Source organism: Microcystis sp. MC19 (assembly GCF_003019735.1).
Classification (GTDB): domain Bacteria; phylum Cyanobacteriota; class Cyanobacteriia; order Cyanobacteriales; family Microcystaceae; genus Microcystis.
Map to the genome: position 1 here is coordinate 1854112 of NZ_CP020664.1, position 21159 is coordinate 1875270.

General features: G+C 39.0%; 4 protein-coding genes and 2 pseudogenes. 5 read left to right on the forward strand and 1 reads right to left on the reverse strand.

Annotated features, from left to right (window positions below; genetic code table 11):
- Window positions 1–145: 145 nt before the first annotated feature.
- The 5 genes and pseudogenes from B5D77_RS09480 to B5D77_RS09500 all read left to right on the forward strand — a co-directional run.
- Entirely contained in the window at window positions 146–3703 is a 3558-nt protein-coding gene (locus B5D77_RS09480; protein WP_106908731.1) for a Calx-beta domain-containing protein, read from the forward strand.
- Window positions 3704–3858: 155 nt separating this feature from the next.
- Entirely contained in the window at window positions 3859–5076 is a 1218-nt protein-coding gene (locus B5D77_RS09485; protein WP_254052976.1) for an ISAs1 family transposase, read from the forward strand.
- The gene (locus tag B5D77_RS09490; protein WP_106908732.1) at window positions 5077–16002 is read left to right on the forward strand and encodes a LamG-like jellyroll fold domain-containing protein; all 10926 of its coding nucleotides are present in this window, start codon (window positions 5077–5079) and stop codon (window positions 16000–16002) included.
- Window positions 16003–16364: 362 nt separating this feature from the next.
- A pseudogene (locus tag B5D77_RS09495) lies at window positions 16365–17028 on the forward strand (IS1 family transposase); the annotation flags it as partial.
- A gap of 48 nt (window positions 17029–17076) precedes the next feature.
- Window positions 17077–19755, forward strand: a pseudogene (locus tag B5D77_RS09500) (Eco57I restriction-modification methylase domain-containing protein); the annotation flags it as partial.
- Between the two features lie 120 nt (window positions 19756–19875).
- Here the strand turns inward: B5D77_RS09500 and bioD are convergent.
- The gene (bioD, locus tag B5D77_RS09505; protein WP_103112471.1) at window positions 19876–20568 is read right to left on the reverse strand and encodes a dethiobiotin synthase; all 693 of its coding nucleotides are present in this window, start codon (window positions 20566–20568) and stop codon (window positions 19876–19878) included.
- Window positions 20569–21159 lie beyond the last annotated feature (591 nt).

A 21159-nucleotide genomic window follows, 5' to 3' on the forward strand; every position in this document is an offset into this window, starting at 1 on the left:
CTTGAATGCGATCGCCACAAGACCCCTGGGAGCGCCTGAAGGGAAACCAGCCTTTAAGTCAGTTTAAATTGGCTATTGACAATATCGGTTAGTTAACTTAACCTCAATTAATAAAATATTTTCACTTTTTCTGGAGTGATAAATCATGCTTACTAAAATTATTAATATTGAAGCTCGTTGGGGACGTAGTGTTACTGAATTTTTGCCAGCAGGCGATTATAAGGTTGAATATATTGGGATTGCTCAAGGCGGTCAATACAACGCTTGGAATTATCGATATAATTATTACCCTTATTGGTCAAATCAATATCAGATTGATAGTAGTGAATTTTCTTTCTCTACAGGACGGTTATCAGAAAACTGGGGAAATGATACCCTAGCACTGGCTAATGCGAAAAATACTACTTTTGTTTTGAAGAACGCGGGAAATGTCACTTTCTGGATTTATGATACTGTTTATGAGGATAATACCGGTGGGGTTTCGTTAAGAGTAACGTCTATTCCCACACCTGCAACTAATATCACTCTTTCTAATAATAACATCGCTGAAAATCAAGCCATTAATACTGTAATTGGTGATTTTACCAGCACTGATCCCGATCCGGGGGATACCTTTACCTATAGTTTAGTATCTGGTGCTGGTGATACGGATAATAGCTTTTTTACTATCAGTAATAATCAGCTAAAAAGTAATAGTGTTTTTGACTATGAAGCGAAGACAAGCTACAGTATTCGTGTCAGAACAACTGATCAAGATGGACAATTTTATGAGAAACAGTTAACGGTTAATGTTACTAATATTATTGAGCCGGGGACATTTTCTTTTAGCGATAATAACTATGTAGTGAAAGAAGATGGAACGGTAGTTAAGGCGATTACCATAAACCGGACAAATAACTTTGAGGGTGCGGTTAGTGTCACCGTGACTCCTACTGATGGTACGGCTACATCTGTCAATGATTACAAAAATACTCCTATTGTGGTTAATTTTGCAGCGGGAGAAACCAGCAAAACGGTGACGGTTCCTCTGATTAATGATACGGCTTATGAACTGGAAGAAAACCTGAATTTAGCGATTACTAATGTGACGGGTGGCGCAATTATTGGAACGCAAAATAAGGCGACTTTAACTATTCTTAATGATGATGTAGCCATTCCTGGAGTTTTAGCATTTAGTGCGCCGACTTATACGCTTACTGAAAACGGAAGTCGTATAACTCAAGTCGTTGTAACTCGCACGGGGGGAAGTGATACAGAAGTGAGTGGGACGATTACGTTAAATAATGGTACAGCAACCGCAGAAGATTATAATAATACCCCCATTAAGGTTACGTTTGCTCATGGGGATAGTGCGCCTAAAATTATTACGATTCCGATTAAGGAAGATAGTCAGTTTGAAGCGGTGGAAACCCTTAACCTATCCTTGACGAATCCGACTAATGGGGTGACGATTGGTACACAAAATACGGCAATTGTCAAGATCATTGATAATGATAATTTTGTCTTTAATAATACGGATATTCAACCGACAAAACTGGAGAAGTTAACGTTACCGATTCCCACAGCGTTGAAGCAGTATGAAATTCTCAGCAGCGAATTGGACAAAGCCAAGGTTAAATTAGACACGACGGAGGAACAGTTAAGGTTAGCTAATGATGATTATTCCTTTGCGAAGGAAACTTTTGAAGGGAGTCTCAGTAAGCAGAAGTCTTTAACTGACATTTTGCAGAATCTAGAAAATAAAAAGACGGCTTTAACCTCTAGCTTTACTCAATCTAAAACACAAAATGAGCAAAAACAGAAGGATATTAAGAAGAGTATTGATGATGCTTATACTCGTTGGAAGGCTGAAACGAATCCGGGTATAAAAGATGGGATTCAGAAGGAGATTAATGGTTATCTGATTCAGATTCAGGAACAACAGAATTTACTGTCAATTGCGACGACTAAGTATAATCAGGAGTTGGCGGTTGTTATTTTCCAAATTGATGACTCAAATCAGGAGTTACAGGGACTTACCAGTAACATTATTCCCAAGCAAGTTGAGGATTTAGAGAAGAAGAATCAGGCTTTAGTGGATATTAAAACAGCTTGGGAGGGGAATAAGCAAGCTGTGACGGTTGCGGATAAGGCGCTGGGGGATTTGCTGACGGATTATGCTTTTCTCAAGACTCAGGATTATTCGTCTAAGTTTTTGCAGGATACGGTTGATAGTCTTAAGCAAAAAATTGGTGCGCTTCAGGCTGATTTAACCGCTTTGAAGGATGGGAATGGGTCTAATTCTCAGATTGCGGCGTTGGAAAAGGCGATTTTAGAGAAGCAGAAGGTTGTGGGAGAGGTACAAGATTATCAGAAAACGGTATTAGCGGGTGAGTTGGAGTTTAAGCAGGAGTTGGAGACGAGAAAGGGGACTTCTGCGGACCATGAAGCATCGGTTAAGGTGGCTTTAGGGAATAATAATATTGAGGGTTATGTGAGTTTAAACAGTCAATTGGCTAACCAGTTGAAGGGTTTAACGACTGTTTGGGTGGATAATTTAGAGGATAATCATAATTTAACGATTAAGGTTTGGAATGGCTCTCAAGCTACGTCTCAGGCGTTTGATAGTTTGACGAGTTATATTGATGAGAATTTGGCGACTCCTTATGGGGATTATTATCTAAATGAGATTCAGTTGGATGAGGCGTTACAGATTCGGGAGTCAACGGTAAGACGGCGCGATGCTTTGGCGGATAGTATTGATTTTGTGACGGATGCGCTGTTTTTGGCTAAAAAGCAGTTACAAGAGTATCAGGATTTGGCGAAGTTGGGACAGCATTATTCGGATTTAACTAAGTATGAAAAACAATATGCACTGTTAACCAGTCTTCGGGATTCTTTTACGCGCTTCTTTGGTAATTATTCAGCTTTATCGGGTACTTATAATAATTTAGCTAATGTTGATGGTCAAATTAATTCTGCTAAGTCAAGAGTAGCGGCGTATAATCCGAAAACTCGTCCAGAAACGGGTAATTTATATTTTTTATCGGGTTGGACAAGATCCTATTGGGCGAAAGATTGGGCAGTATCTCTTGGAGGAAATTTAGTTACGGTTAATGATATTCAAGAACAGTTTTGGATTACAGATAATTTCGGTACAAATTTCTGGATTGGATTATACGATCATCATAATCATAATGGTCCTTGGTATTGGTATAGTGGAGAGCCTTATCAGTATGAATCATGGCAATGGATACCGGGTGAACCTAATAATGCAGGGGGAGAAACATTTGTTGTTTCTTTGGGTCGGGCAAATGGTTGGAATGATATTGACTGGGAAGATAGTCGTCAAGGATTAGTTGAGATTAATCTGAAACCTTTATATGATCAAAGAAATGGCGTTATTCAGACGATTAAAGATGCTAATGCTAATGCTTTTGATGCTTTAAAGTCTCTGAGTGATTTGTTAAGCAATAATCAGTTAGCTTCTCTCTTGCAAGGAGTAAATATAGGTTTTGTCAAGAGCTATTTAGAAAAGTATAATGAAATTTTTACTCAATCTGGTGGGATTATTGATGAGGCGACGTTAAAGCGGTTTCAAAATGAGGTTTTTACGCCGTTGTCTCAAGCTTATAGTCAATTAGCGACGGGTTCTTCTGTTGAGGGTTTGATTGGCAATAACCGTCCTTTTTTAATCAGGGTAAGCTCATCTAATTTGGTATAAATTGTACTTGACAAAGATTTCTGAATAGGGTAATCAAATCGCCATAGCACCGTCCCGCACTGCCAGTACCCAGACTTAGCCGCTGCTACCTCTGTATAATTTATAATTAGCCTTAGTCTCACTGTTGTTGATGAAAATTAATGAGGAAATAGCTCATGGGTAAAGGTTTTGCTCCCGTTCTCCCCACCGGAAATAAAGCTCAACTAAAACCTGAGCTTCCTTTAACATCAATAAATGAAATTCAAGCTAGTTTATTGACTTATCTTCAAGATATTCCTGACCCAAGAGCGTCCCGAACCCAAAAACATTTATTAACTGATATTTTAGTCATTGCTGTTTTAGCAGTTATAGCAGGAGCCAAAGGTTGGGAAGACATGGAAAATTATGGACTCAGTAAGCAGTCTTGGTTATCTGAGTTTTTAGAATTACCTAATGGCATTCCTTCTGATGACACTTTTCGGCGGGTTTTTGAACGGATTAACCCGGAAGTTTTGGACAAAGTTTTGTCTCAATGGCTGCCCCATTTAATCGGTTCTCTTTCGGGGGAAATAGTTCCCATAGACGGGAAAAGTCTCAGAGGTTCTTACGACCGTAATCAAGGAATTAAAGCCTTGCATTTAGTGACGGCTTGGGCGGGGGAGCAGAAATTAGTTTTAGGACAAGTCAAGGTGGAAGATAAATCCAATGAGATTACTGCTATTCCCGCTTTACTAGAACTGTTAGACCTTCAAGGGGCAATTATCACCCTAGATGCTATGGGAACTCAAACGGCGATTATTAATCATATTCAAGCCAAAAAAGCTGACTACGTTGTCGCCCTTAAAGCTAATCATCCGACTCTTTATACTCAGGTCAAAAACTGGTTTGAGCAAGCTCAAGCACATCAATTTGATGGTATTCAATTTAGTTATGATTACCGTCTGGAAAAAGGTCATCATCGCCTCGAAAAACGTTGGTGTTGGGCTGTACCTTTAGAAGCTTTCGGCGGTCTTTATCAACAGGCTCAATGGCAAGGACTTCAAAGTATTATCATGGTTAAACGAGTTCGTCATCTTTGGAATAAAACCACTTGTGAAGTCCAATTTTATCTCAGTTCTCTCCCTGCTGATGCTCAAAAAATAGGTAATGCTATTCGTAAACATTGGGGCATTGAAAATCAGGCTCATTGGATTTTAGATGTTACTTTTAATGAGGATCAATGTCGGATTCGCTCTGGTCACAGCCCTCGTAATTTTGCCTTCTTGAGACGAGTAGCACTTAACGCTCTTAACCAGGAATCCACTTACCGACGTAGTCTGGCACAAAAAAGTAAACGGGCGGCCATGGATAATAACTATATGATGGCTGTGCTGAAAGCCTTTTGTCAAGCCTAATTGAGATGCTCTTACCCTGCTTTTTTAATTAGTAATTTAAATCAAGAACTAACTAATAAATCTCAAGATTTAGTGGTTCAGATTGATTTGACTAATGATCAACAAGAACAAGGGATAGAAACGAATTTACAGAAGTATATTGAGCAGAAACAGAATAGCATTGTCAAAGCACAAGAAGCACCTTTAACTGCTATTCGAGAAACATTTGAACAACCTAATCGTGCTTTATTTTTTGATGGTGTAAATGATTATATACAAATTAATTTGAATGAACCAGAAACAGAAGTTACCCATGAATTATGGTTTAAAACTACATCCTTGAATGGGGGATTATTTTCTGTTGTCGCAGGTAATTTAGGTTCAGGAGGACATGATCGCCATATTTATCTCTCCAATGGTAATATAGTCGTTCGGATCTGGAATAATGAAGTAATTGCTAGTAGTGGACTCAATTTAGCTGATGGAAAATGGCATCATGTCGCTCATGTTTTTGGTGCATCGGTGGGAGGTCAACAAATTTATGTTGATGGTCAATTAGTCGCATCAGGATCAAGAACTATATCAGATTTTGGTGGACAGGATAAAATAGTTGTTGGTTATTCGGCTGATTCTGGTTACTTTAAAGGAGAAATTGATGAAGTCCGAGTTTGGAATGTGGCTAAAACTCAAGCTCAAATTCAGACTTATTATAATCGCAACCTGACAGGTAAAGAACAAGGATTACTCGGTTATTGGAACTTTGAAGAAGCTACAGGAAACACCGTCAATGATTTAACAGCTAATAAGAATAATGGCACATTAACGAATGGAGTTCAGCGCACAGTAGCGAATACTAATCTAATTACACGACCAGAAGGAAAAACACTCTATTTTGATGGAGTGAATGATTACATTAATGCAGGGACAAATCCGAGTTTAAAAGTTACTAATACTCTAACTCTAGAAGCTTGGATTAATCCTCAACAGGATTCTCGCACTCGTATGATTGTTGGACGAGAAGGAGAATATCTTTTAGCCCTTAGTGGTGCAGATAACATCATCTATTATGCCCTAGCAAACAGTAATCCGGGATGGAATTGGATTAGTACAGGATATGGAGTTAAATCAAATCAGTGGAGTCATGTTGCCTTCAGCTATGAGAATGGACGAATTAAAACTTATGTTAATGGACAATTAATTTATACCTATGATGGAGTAGGAACGATTGGAGATGTTGACACCAATCAAAATGAGTTACGGATTGGTAATCGTCAGTGGAGTAATACTGACTTTTTTAAGGGGCAAATCGATGAGGTAAGAATCTGGAACACTGTTAAAGCTCAAGCAGAAATTCAAGCTAATCTCAGTCAAAAATTAATAGGTAATGAACAAGGATTAGTCGGCTATTGGAACTTTGAGGAAGCTACAGGAAACACGGTTAATGATTTAACAGCCAATAAAAATAATGGCACATTAATTAATGGAGTTCAGCGCACAGTAGCGAATACTAATCTAATTACACGACCTGAAGGAAAAGCACTCTATTTTGATGGAGTGAATGATTATACTCAAGTGGGAGCCAAATCTTCTCTTGTTTTAACTGATAAATTTACCTTAGAAGCATGGATTAATCCAGTTAAAGGAGCAGACCAAGGAATTATTCTCAATAAAGAAGGAGAATATGAGATTGCTCGGTTTTCCGATGGAACGATTCGCTGGTATTTTTGGGCTAATCCAAGTTTAAGCAATGATTGGATTAACACGGGTTATATTGCTCCAGAAAACCAATGGACGCACGTTGCTTTAACTTACGATAAGAATATTGTCAAAATTTATGCTAATGGGGAATTGATTCAGTCCTATGAAACCTCAGCAACTCTAGTGGACGGTCTTACAACTTGGAATGATTTTCGTATCGGTGGCAGACAAGGATTTACAGGTCCAGGAAATTATTTCAAAGGACAAATAGATGATGTTCGTGTCTGGAATGTAGCCAGAACTCAAGCAGAAATACAAGCTAATCTCAGTCAAAAATTAACAGGAAACGAACAAGGATTAGTAGGTTATTGGAACTTTGAAGAAAGTGCAGGAAATACGGTTAATGACTTAACAGCCAATAAAAATAATGGCACATTAACTAATGGAGTTCAGCGTACAGTAGCTAATTCTAATCCAATTACACGACCTGAAGGAAAAGCACTCTATTTTGATGGAGTGAATGATTATACTCAAGTGGGAGCCAAATCTTCTCTTGTTTTAACTGATAAATTTACCTTAGAAGCATGGATTAATCCAGTTAAAGGAGCAGACCAAGGAATTATTCTCAATAAAGAAGGAGAATATGAGATTGCTCGGTTTTCCGATGGAACGATTCGCTGGTATTTTTGGGCTAATCCAAGTTTAAGCAATGATTGGATTAACACGGGTTATATTGCTCCAGAAAACCAATGGACGCACGTTGCTTTAACTTACGATAAGAATATTGTCAAAATTTATGCTAATGGGGAATTGATTCAGTCCTATGAAACCTCAGCAACTCTAGTGGACGGTCTTACAACTTGGAATGATTTTCGTATCGGTGGCAGACAAGGATTTACAGGTCCAGGAAATTATTTCAAAGGACAAATAGATGATGTTCGTGTCTGGAATGTAGCCAGAACTCAAGCAGAAATACAAGCTAATCTCAGTCAAAAATTAACAGGAAACGAACAAGGATTAGTAGGTTATTGGAACTTTGAAGAAAGTGCAGGAAATACGGTTAATGACTTAACAGCCAATAAAAATAATGGCACATTAACTAATGGAGTTCAGCGCACGGTAGCTAATTCTAATCCTATCACACGACCTGAAGGAAAAGCTCTCTATTTTGATGGGGTTAATGATTCCATACAAATGAACTTAAATGAACCAGAAACAGAAGTTACCCATGAATTATGGTTTAAAACTACATCCTTGAATGGGGGATTATTCTCTGTTATAGCAGGGTCAGGAGGTCATGATCGCAGTATTCATTTATCTAATGGTAATATAGTCGTTCGGATCTGGAATAATGAAGTAATTGCTAGTAGTGGACTCAATTTAGCTGATGGAAAATGGCATCATGTCGCTCATGTTTTTGGTGCATCAGTAGGGGGTCAACAAATTTATGTTGATGGTCAATTAGTTGCATCAGGATCAAGAACTGTATCAGATTTTAATTGGCAAGATAAGATTAGTATTGGTTATTCTGCTGATTCTGGTTATTTTAAGGGTGAAATTGATGAAGTAAGAGTTTGGAATGTGGCTAAAACTCAATCCCAAATTCAGGCTAGTCTCAATCAAAAATTAACGGGTAATGAACAAGGATTAATCGGTTATTGGAACTTTGAAGAAAATACAGGAAACACCGTTAATGATTTAACAGCCAACAAAAATAATGGCACATTAACTAATGGGGTACAAAGAACCATTGATAGTTCTATAGCAGTTCCCCAAGTTGTCACGGAACAAACTAATATTATCGAAAGTAAAACAATCGCTAATCTCCAAAGCCTTCGCCTAGAAACCGCATATCTAACCCTACAGTCACAACAAAATCCAGACAAGGTACAGAATTATTTAACAGAATATCAATTCAATCAGCTAACTCAAAACAATACTAATCAAACTCCCACTGTTCAGAAATTAGCTGATAACAACCTGATTGGTGACTTCAATAACGATCAAATTAATGACACTTATCATCACTGGAATGTATCGGGAATAAATGAACTGTATCTAGGCAATAGTAACGGTACTTTTACCAAATACGTTAACCCTATTTCAACCACTGCTATTAATGAATCTCCTACCAATGTATTCACTGGGGATTTTAACGGAGATGGGAAAACAGATATTTATTTCTATTGGAAAGCATCAGGCAGAAATCGCCTTTATTTCAGCAACGGAAACGGCACTTTTACTCAATATTTAGACCCGATTGGTGCATTAGCAATCAATGGCTCACCTGATAATACTTTCATAGCAGACTTTAACGGAGACGGAAAACAAGATGCTTATTTCCATTGGAAATCTTCAGGTACAAACCGACTCTATATCAGTAATGGAAACGGCACATTTACCCAATATTTAGACCCCATCACCGCAACGGTTATTAATGGCTCACCTGATAATGCTTTTATCGCAGACTTTAACGGAGACGGAAAACAAGATGCTTATTTCCATTGGAAATCTTCAGGTACAAACCGACTTTATATCAGTAATGGAAACGGCACATTTACCCAATATTTAGATCCCATTACAACTACACTAATCAACGGTTCACCTGATCAAGTACAAGTTAACGACTTTAATAATGATGGTAAAATCGACATCCGTTTTCAATGGACATCATCTAATACTATTCGCACCTTTTTAAACACAGGGAATAGTACCTTTAGTCAAGCTCTTTCTGCCCAAGAACTTCTTAACAAATACTTCCCCGAACTCAACAACCCCACCACCCTCGCCACTCTCCAACAACAAATTAGCGACCAACAAACCCAATCCCAACAACAAATCGACCAACTAAAAAACAGCATCAGCCAAAAACAAGCCGAAGCCGCCGCTTCCATCTCCCAAGCCGACTGGTATCAAGAAAAATCCGCCTTTTATTGGGAACGAAGCCGTAAACAAGGACCCACTTGGATTGAATGGCGTAGCTATCAAGAAAAGAAATGGTACGGAAGAAAACAAACCAAACAACAAGCTATCACCCATGTTGACCACGATTGGATTATCTGGGACACCTACACCAAACAAGCGACCGCCCTCCGAGAACACGCCGCCCAACTCCTTAAAGGAGTCGAAACCGATACATTAAATAAAGATACCACCACCACCATCCTCAACCAATGGAATAAAGCCAACGCCGTCGCCAATGAAGCCGCCCTCAGCCAAAGCGAATTTATCCACCTCCTGCAACAACTGGAAGCAGAAAGAAAACTCAGCGAAGACAAAATCGCCCAAATAAGTGACTGGGAAAAACTCCTCCCCATCCTGCAAAACCAACTGCAAATAGCCACCCAAGATGCAGCCACCGCCACCGCCAATATTCAAAAAGAAACCGGCGAATACCAAACCAGTAAAGACAACTATCTAACCGCCCTCAACAGCGTCCTACAAAAACGCGCCGAACTGCAAACCCAAACCCAACTTCTGCAACAAGACATCACCACCGCCAAAAATTGGGTGACACAACAAACCATCTACCTCACCGATGAACTCACCCAAGCTAAAACCCTCATCACTCAACTGCAAACCCAACGGGATTTGCTCCCCCCAACCTCCCTCGATAATGGGGGCGACGAAAACCTCACCAAAAAAGCCCAATTAGACCAATCCATCCAACTCCTCACCCAAAAACAAACCGTCCTCACCTCCCAACAAGCCACCCTCACCCAAAAACAGACCCTCCTCTCAACCCAAGAACAGGTACTCCTCACCGAATATCAACTCCTCGATGCGACTCTCGCCAGTCCCGACAAAGACACCAGCACCCTCGAACAACAACTCACAGATACCAGGAAAACCCTCGCCGAAGTCCAAAAACTCGCCGAACAAGCCGAAGCCAGTAGCCAAGCTTTAACCGCAGTAATGGATGACCTGCAAGCCTCTCTCCTGCTGCAAAACGACAAATACCTCGCCGCCATCAAAGATAAACAACAGGGACTGAAAAAACTCCTAGAAGCCACTGAACTCGAAAAAAATTACACCCTCCAAGCCACTACTAAACGCCAAGAATTAAACAGCTTTGAAAGCCAACTTCTCACCATCCTCAAACAGGCAAATGATGCCGGAAGCCAAGAAGCCGCCCAACTTCTGGAAGTTGCCAACGCCAACAATATGGCTACTGCCGCCGAACTTTATTACAAAGATTATCGAGATTTAGCCAGCGATAAAGGTGGCGGTTGTTCAGGAGGAATTGCCCGACCCGAAGATTTAATCTTAGCCGATAAATACTATGCTGAAATGCAGCAATATCGGCAACTGCAACAACAGGCGCAACAACAAGCCAGCCAATTTACCGCCCTTCGTCAAGCTGCTGAAAATCAAATTACCCTCTTAGAAGGACAAAAAGCCCTCGCTACCCAAGAATTGGCCCAACTTCAACAAAGTATCGGCAATTCTCAAGAAGCGATTGAGGCCCATAAACAAGAAATCGCCGTTGCTGAATTTCGTATAGATGCCCTATCCCAACTGAAAGACTGGACAAATCAAACCTTATTGCAAGTTCTTTCCGTTGAAAAATTCAACTTAGCGCAGGCACAATTAGAACAAGAAATCGCTGAAAAACGCGGTCAATTAATTGATGATGCGGTGGCAGCCCAGTTAGAAAAACAACGGTTAGATATTCAACGCGATCGTCAAATTGCCGTCACCAAACTTGAACAATTAAACCAACTTAACACCGAAGAAGCACTCCAGCAAGCGATTAATAACCTCCGCACCGACTTAGGGATTAACCCGATTGCCAATATCATCACCCAAGCTGACTATAAAGGACAACTCGCTGGCATCTTAGCCGATTTAGATGCCCTGAAACAAAAACAGCCCAGCTTACCTGCTGAATTGGAGAGCATATTAACAGCAACTCGTCAAGATATTCATGCTGCTTTACAGGGGAAAGAAGCCGCAACGATTCAGGATAATTTACTGAAAACGGTTGATGGTTTAATTGAGCAGAATAATAAGCTGAATGCTGAAGTTACCAAATTAGATCAAGAAGAACAGCAATATTTAGGCATTCTGAAACAATCAGAAACCGACCTCAAGGGAGCGAGTAAAGCACTCTATGAGGAGATTCAGAAAACAGGGGTATTAACTCAAGAAAAAGAGTTGCTCAGTCAGCAGAATTTAGAGATTCTCTCTAAGGTTGGCTATGCTCAAGGTGCAGTTGATTTATCCGATGATTTAGCGCGACAGTCTCAACAGCTTTTAAGTCAGATTATTGAGGGGCGAGTTAAAGAACGAAGAATCAGAAAGAAAGCCTTTGTTAATGAAGTTTTAGGGACTGCTGCTTTAGTTATTGCTATTGCTTCGGCAGTTATCACAGCAGGGGCTAGTTTATATCTTTATGCAACAACAGCAGCTACACTAGGAGCATCTCTAGCAGCCGCATCCTCATTAACTGTTGTTACGACGCTCAATGTTATTGGTGCTTCAATTAGTGCTGTTCAATCAGCCTATAATGGGGACTGGGCGGGTGCAGTTTTCCATGCAGCAATGGCTTTTGCCAGCTACGAAATTAGCGATATTAATAGCGAACTAGCGAAGAATCCTCAAGTTATTGAAACCACCAAGGCAATTGATGTTGCCAAAGAAGCAAAAGATTTGAGCTTAGTTGGTGAATTAACCCAGAAATTAGAACTCTTAAAATATGAATTATCACCCAATCTACTCAACCTAACCAGATTCCAAACAGTCGCCCAAGGTGCTTACTCATCCTATCAGTACGCCAAAACAGGAGATACTACTCTCGCCTTATTATCTGGAGTTCAATCATTAGCTAATGCGGCATCTCTTGGCATTAAAGACATCACAAAATTAAGTCAAGCTTCTGATATTCAAAAATTCTTTATTACAGCAGGACAAGTCTCTCTAGTAACAGCCCAAGGCATCAAAGCAATTGAAAATGGCAACTGGTTAGATGCGGCTAATGCAATCGGTAAGATTGCCGGACAAATTGACAAAAACTTTGCGTTAGGATTAGGGGAAGCTGGGAAAAAAGAACTAATAGATTTGACGGGATTAAAATGGGAAGAAATTCAAGACTTTGGGAAATTAAGTTCAGCCTTATATCAAACTATCGACAATAAAGATTGGATTAAAGCCATTCAAACAGCTGGTAAAGCAATTAACCTTGTGGATGATAGTTTATTAGGGGTTGATTTAGGAACCGAAGCCCATAAAGCTATTAAAGATTTAACAGGGTTTGAATGGGAAGAAGTCGAAACTATCATTCAATCGGGAGTTAAGCTGGAAATTGCTGTCAGAGAACGTAATTTGCAAGCAATTACTCAATCTGTAAAAAGCATTGTAAATGTCTGGGTTACTGATGAGAAACTCAAAATTGAGGCACAAAAAGTTACAGGACTTTCTTGGGAAGAAATCCAACGAATTACCCAGACAGGAGAAGCCATTAATAAAGCCATTGAAAAAGGAGATACAGCAGCTTGGATTAAATCCAGTAATGAACTTCTGGGCATTTGGCAAGGTAATCAAACCCTCCAAAACTTCTTAAAAACTAACCTAAATTTAGACTGGAAAGATTTCCAGCAAGTTGTTAAAGCAGGTCAATCTATTGCCATAGCTACTGATAAGCAAAGCGTTGAACAATGGGGACAATCTCTCAAAGAAGTTCTCAATATTTGGTATGATGACGATACGCTTAAGAACAAATTAACAACTGTATCTGGACTTTCTTGGGAACAAATTCAAAAGACAGAGGAAACCATTTCAACCCTTAATAAGGCCTACGAACAAGGTAATAGTTTAGCTTGGATAGAAGCTAGTAACAAAATCCTGAAACTTTGGGAAACAGATCAAACCTTAGCCAATAAAATTAAAGTCAATACAGGCTTAGATTGGCAAGATTTTGAGAAGATTGTTAAAGCAGGACAAGCTACTGCGATCGCTGTTGACAGTGAAAAGTTAAAAGATTGGGGACAAGCGATCAGAAAAGTCGCTAATATTTGGGCTGATGATGCCACATTAAAAAGCAAAATTGAACAAGCAACGGGACTAACTTGGTCACAATTAAATAAATTAGAAAACACTGTTCAGGAACTAGATAAAGCCACTCAAAATAATAATACTCAATCTTGGATTACTGCCAGTGATAATATTTTAACAATCTGGAAAACCGATCCTAGTTTTGCCAAAAAACTCAAAGAAGTTACCAGTTTAGACTTTACCGACCTAGAAAAAATTGTCAAAGCAGGTCAAGCTTCTGCAACAGCGATTGACAGTCAAGAAATCGCTAAATGGGGACAAGCCATCAGACGAGTGGCTAATATTTGGGTAGATGATAATACCCTAAAATCTACAGCAGAAGACCTCACAGGTTTATCTTGGGAGAAACTTCAAAAACTCGACAAAACCGTACAGGCAATTAATACTGCGATAAACAAAGATACAACCCAAGACTGGATAAATGCCAGTGATGCAATTCTGAAAATTTGGCAAGATGATCCTACTTTAACCCAAAAACTCACAACCTACACCAATTTGAATTGGCAAGATATAGAAAATATAGTAAAAGCTGGTCAAGAAATAGCTAAAGCCGTTGATCAACAAACACTAGCACAATGGGGAAATGCCATTAAGAGTGCTGTTAATATTTGGGTAGATAATAATACTCTAACTCAAGCTGAAAAAGCAACTGGACTTACTTGGGTACAGTTAGAAAATCTTGTCCTTACCAATCGATTAATTAAACAAGCCATTGACACCAATGACTTAGAAACATGGAAAAAATCAACCGATGAAATTATCAACATTTGGAAAGAAGATAAAGTATTGACTCAGAAACTCAAAGAAAAAGCAGGAATTGAATGGAAAGATATTGAATATATTGTTAAATCTGGTCAAGCGATCGCAACCGCATCTCAAGATACAACTCTAGAGAATTTAACAGCAGCTATTGAACAGATCGTATCTATTGGCGATCAAGAACCTCAACTTAAAGAGAAAATCAGAAGTATTTTTGAACTGGAATGGCAAAAACTAGAAGCAATTAGTCAAAAAAATCAACAAATACAAGCAGACTTAGCCCAACAGCAACAAGAAAACTGGGTTACAACCAATCAGGAATTGATAAACATCCTAGAGAAGAATGATGCTCTTATTCAAGAAAATCTTGCTCCCATTATCATTAACCCCATTCCCAATCAAACAGCAACCACTAATAAATTATTCACTTTCACTGTTGCTGAAACTACTTTCACAGACATAGATAAAAACGATTTTCTAACTTATTCAGCAACAGATGTGAATGGTAATTCCCTACCTAAATGGTTATCTTTTGATCCCAAGACAAGAACTTTTAGTGGAACTTCTAAGGATACAACAAGCTCTAGTGTCGATATTAAGATTGAAGCAAAAGATACTAAAGGATTGTCTTCCAGTAACGTTTTTATACTCACCATTAATGCCATAAGCAATGCTACTATAGAAACCTTCGGTAACACCAAATTAGTCCAAGACGCAACTAATAAACTTTACACCCAAATTGGTAATAATAACCCCACTGCTATTAAAAATGGGGTCACTCATGTTGCCACAAATACCTACCCTGGTTGGCAAATCTTAGCCGCAGAAACCGTTAATGGAATTAACCAAGTCCTCTTGAGGAATACATCACAAAACCTTCTATATATATGGAATTTAGATAACAATTGGAATTGGCAATCTTCCCAGGGAGGCTGGAACTTAAACTCAACCCAAGCTTTCAACCAAGAAACCAATTTCAAACAAGACTTTAACGGTGATAATCAGATTGGTAATCCCTTACCCATTATCGGGTCATCAGACAATGATATTCTCAGTGGTACTCTGGACAATGATATTCTAATTGGTGGCTTAGGTAATGATACCCTAACAGGGGGTGCGGGTGGCGATCGCTTCACCTTCAATAACCGCAATGAAGGGATTGACACAATTACTGATTTTCTCTCCAGTCAGGGGGATAAAATTGCTCTCTCTGCTGCGGGTTTTGGCGGTGGTTTAGCCGCAGGAGTTGCGATTACATCTGCTCAATTTGTGTTAGGAACAACTGCATTAAATGCCAGCAATCGCTTTATTTATAATACAATCACTGGAGGATTATTCTTTGATGGGGACGGGACAGGTACACTAGCAGCCATTCAAATTGTAACTCTTAGTTCTAAACCCACTATTTCTGCCTCTGATATACTTGTATTAGTTTAAGGTTAATTATCTGTCCTCTGTAGTTTTTATTATATAAAACAAGAGGTATTGTAGTGGATTGTTTCAGCTAATTTGGTGCAATAGATTCTCCCGATTCCTCCTCCTCAAACACAGGATGGTAATGATTGGGTAGTAGTGGCGTAGCCCTCTTGCTTACCTGGTATGAATTGTGTAAAATATTTATTAATAAAAATAATTGGAACCCGATCAGTCTTTAAACCTCTAGCTTGATCATGACTTTTCTGATAAATATCTTTTTCTGGCTCCTGTCTGGCTTACTCAAATATCAGTCTAGCACCGAACAAAATCCCCCCCCTAGTTCACCTCTATTCCCCTGTCCTAATTGTGGTTCTCACCATAGTATTAAGAATGGTTCTATTCATAATGGAAAACCCAAACGTCAATGTAAAGAGTGTGGTCGTCAGTTTGTGATCAATCCCACTAATAAAACCGTCTCTGACGAAACCAAACAATTAATTGATAAACTCTTGCTCGAACGAATTTCCTTGCGAGGAATTGCTAGAGTAACAGGGGTAAGTTGGTCATGGTTACAAAACTATGTCAACAATAAACTGGCGGCTATCCCTCGTCAAATAAAGGTTTCGGACAAACCAAAAGGTAAATTGGTTAGAGAATGTGATGAGATGTGGTCTTTGGTTTTTTCTAAGACGATAAAGTTTTATATTTGGCTGGCAATTGATAGAAAAACAAGGGAAATTATTGGTTGCTATGCGCGGAAATAGGAGTCGTCAATCAGCTAAAAAACTTTGGGGCCAGTTTACCAGGTGTTTACCGACAATGCGCGGTTGCTTACACAGACTTTTGGGAGTCCTATAAGACAGTAATTCCTAGTAAACGTCATCGGGCAGTAGGTAAAGAAACTGGTCAAACTAATCATATTGAAAGATTCAATAATACCTTTCGACAAAGGATTTCTCAGCTGGTGAGAGAGAGTCTATCTTTCTCTAAAAAAATGGAGAATCACGTTGGGGAACCCTTTGGTATTTTATCCATGACTACAATGCACAGCAAAGCAAAGGATTAAGCCGCCATCACTACTACCGAATCACCACCCGCGAGGCTAAGGTTAAAACGACTTTTGCTCATGTACCTTATTTAAATAGTTCGTTATTTGAACCAACGGAGACGGAAGACCAAACGATTTTTATTGGCAATTTGCGGGAGCGAACTTTACCCATTTTTGCGGGGACGGTGCTAAAAGATAATCAGGGTAATAAGCGAGTAGGTGAGTTAAATGCGTTGGCTTATTTGTTTGAGTTTTTGGATGCTTATAAGTTTGATCGAGATGAGTTAGAAAATCCTCAAGAAGATAGCGAAAAGTTAATTAATGCTTTGGTGTTGGGGTTAATTTTTGAAAAGATTAATGGTTATAAAGATGGTTCTTTTTATACACCGAGTTTTATTACCATGTATATGTGTCGGGAAACGATACGAAGAGCGATCATGCAGAAGTTTAGTGAAGTAAAAGGCTGGAATTGTCAAACTTTAGATAATTTATATGAACGAATTGAGGATAAAAAAGAGGCAAATGTTATTATTAATAGCCTGAAGATTTGCGATCCAGCGGTGGGTTCGGGACATTTTTTAGTTTCCGCTTTGAATGAGATAATTGCGATTAAGAGTGAGTTACGGGTTTTATTAGATAGTTCGGGTAAGTCGCTAAAAGATTATCGGGTAGAGGTGCGAAATGATAAGTTATTGGTTTACGATGATGAGGGGAGTTTATTTGCTTATCATCCGAATAATAAGGAAAAGCAACGGGTACAGCAAGCCTTATTTCATGAGAAGCAAACGATTATCGAGGGGTGTTTATTTGGGGTGGATATTAATCCTAATTCCGTGACGATTTGTCACTTGCGGTTATGGATTGAGCTTTTAAAGAATGCTTATTATCGCGAGGATGGCAATTTAGAAACTTTGCCAAATATTGATATTAATATCAAGTGTGGTAATTCTTTGATTAGTCGGTTTGGGTTGGATGTGGATGTTAAACAGGTTTTACAGAAGCAGAAGTTTAGTATTGAGGAATATCGCAATGCGGTACAGACTTATCGCAATGCGGAAAATAAGGAACAAAAGCGGGAGATGGAAACGCTGATTGCTAAGATTAAGGCTGGTTTTAGTGCTAATTTATTAATTGGTGATCCTAAGAAGGTGAAGTTACGTCAATTACAAGGGGAACTTTATAATCTGGAAAATCAGGGTTTATTGTTTGAGGAGACTAAGACGGAGCAAAAAGCGCGGGAGAAAAAAGTAACTAAGTTAAATAATGAGATTGATAAGCTAACTGCTGAAATTGCAGATATTGAAGGCGGTAGGCTGTATAATAATGCTTTGGAATGGCGGTTTGAGTTTCCTGAAGTGTTGAATGATGACGGGGATTTTGTCGGGTTTGATGTTGTCATTGGGAATCCTCCTTATATTTCAATACAAGATTAAAAAAAATCTAATTCTTTAGTTTGTGATTATTATTCTAAAAATTATCAAACAGCAAAAAAAGGTAACTTTGATATTTATCTTCCTTTCGTTGAGAAATCATTAAGCTTGTTAAATTCGCACGGTATAGTTGATTTTATAATGCCTTCTCTTTGGATTTATAACGAGTATGGAAAACCCCTAAGAAGCTTAATGATTAAATCTCATTATTTATTAAGATTTTTAGATTTTGGCTCTACCCAAGTTTTTATTGATGCAACTATTTATACTGCTTGTCAACAATTCAGTAAAAGACCTAGACCTTTTTTTAGATATTTAAAAACAGAAGCTGATAACTTTGAGACTGAAGGATTTTCGGAAATTTATTTTTCTAGCTTAAATGAAAATAATTGGAGTTTGGGAAAAGAACATATTTTGTTAATCAAAGAAAAGCTTGAGTTAAATTCAAAACCTTTAGGTGAAATAGCGCAAATTTTTGTTGGGATTCAAACAAGTGCAGACAATATTTATCATTTACACAAAATTTCGCAAGGAATATATTTTTCAAAAATACTAGATAAAGAAGTTGAAATTGAAGACTCTATTATGAAACCACTAATTTCAGGAACAGATGCCAAACGGTATAAAATTCCAAATACAAATAAATATTTGCTTCATCCTTATGAAGCGAGTGGTAATTTTGCTTTGTTTGACATTAATTTATTGAAAAATAATTATCCAAAAGCTTTTAGATATTTAAAAGATAATGAAGCTATTTTGAGAAGTTGAGAAAACAATAAATTTAATAATGATGATTATTGGTATCAATTTGGAAGGAACCAAAATATTGATAAGCAACATTACTCTAAAATAGGAGTTGCTCAAACTGTCTCTGATTTACAATGTTTTCTTGATGAAAAAGGAGATTTTTTCTTAAATAACGTTCGAGTTAATGGAATTAAACCTATCAATGAAGTAGATATAAAATATTTATTGGGTATTTTAAACTCTAAAGTTGCAAATTTTTATTTTAAATTAGTTGGCAAGCCAAAAGACAATGGTTTTTTTGAAGCGAATAAACAATTTATTTCGCCGATTCCTATTAAAATTGTAGATCACAAATATCAAATAAAAATTAAGTTATTAGTTGACAAAATTCTCACTGCTAAAAAAGACGATCCTAACGCTGACACAAGCGAATTAGAAAAGCAGATTGATCGCTTAGTTTACAAACTCTATCAACTCACATATAATGAGGTAAAAATCATTGATCCAGAATTTGCCCTAACAGAACAAGAATATCTGGACTTACCCTAATTTATTCCCTTACACCCCCGATGTCCTGTAGGGCTAATTCATGAATTAGCCCTACAATGGCTGTTGTCAAATTGAAAGATGCTGGGAATCAGCTTTGCCTTTTGCCTTGTGCCTTTTGCCTCATCTCAACAAGCAATTTAAATGCGCGGGCAGCTTAATTTCCGGCCAACTAGCTACCACCGAGGCCAATTTATCCAAATCCCGACGATCTTCGATAAAGGGAAAAACACCTAAAACTGGACAATTAGTCAAGGATTGAATTAAATCGATCGGTGTTAACTGCTCTATCTCCGTCTCCGTGCGCGGTTCAAGACAATTAAGGATAATTCCGCCCAAATTGACCTTTTTCTGCTCTGCTAGGGCAATATTAGCCACCGTTTGGGAAATCGCCCCCAATTTCACCGGCACCACCAAAAGCGTTTTTAACCGCCATTGAGCCGCTAAATCGGCCAAAGTTAGCTCGTGAGTGACAGGACAACCTAAACCCCCCAAACCCTCAATTAAAACCAAATCTTGGCTTTTTTGTAGGTTTAGCAGAGCTTGCCACACCGTCCCCAAAGGAATATCTCGACCTTCCAAATCAGCAGCCACAGGAGGCGCTAAGGGTGCTTGATATTGCAGCGGTGTGATCATTTCTAATTGACCCTGAAATAAACCCTCATACCATTCTCGATCGCCTTGACCCGTTTGCATTAATTTCATCAGCCCCAAGGCCTTGGATGGATAGTATTTTTGCCAATAAGCCACTAAAGCAGTGGTGACAACGGTTTTACCCGCATCGGTATCCGTAGCCGCAATCAAAAGACTATTCATAAAACTCCCAGGCTCAGTCAAGATCAGGTGAAATCACCAGCATTTATTATCTTATCCCCCATCACCCCACTTCCCCATCACCCCACTTCCCCATCACCCCACTTCCCCATCACCCCACTTCCCCACTCCCTTCTCCCTGCTCCCCTCTCCCCAATTCATAATTCATAATTCATAATTCCCACACCCCACTTCCCCATCACCCCACTTCCCCACTCCCTTCTCCCTGCTCCCCTCTCCCCAATTCATAATTCATAATTCATAATTCCCACACCCCACTTCCCCATCACCCCACTTCCCCACTCCCTTCTCCCTGCTCCCCTCTCCCCAATTCATAATTCATAATTCATAATTCCCACACCCCACTTCCCCATCACCCCACTTCCCCACTCCCTTCTCCCTGCTCCCCTCTCCCCACTTCATAATTCATAATTCATAATTCCCACACCCCACTTCCCCATCACCCCACTTCCCCACTCCCTTCTCCCTGCTCCCCTCTCCCCAATTCATAATTCATAATTCATAATTCCCACACCCCACTTCCCCATCACCCCACACCCTACACCCCACTTCCCCAGATATTGCATGGGTAAG

Excerpts from the sequence above, each read along its gene's own strand:
- B5D77_RS09480 (WP_106908731.1), top strand. The coding sequence starts at position 146 with ATGCTTACTAAAATTATTAATATTGAAGCTCGTTGGGGACGTAGTGTT.
- B5D77_RS09485 (WP_254052976.1), top strand. The coding sequence starts at position 3,859 with ATGGGTAAAGGTTTTGCTCCCGTTCTCCCCACCGGAAATAAAGCTCAA.
- bioD (WP_103112471.1), bottom strand. The coding sequence starts at position 20,568 with ATGAATAGTCTTTTGATTGCGGCTACGGATACCGATGCGGGTAAAACC.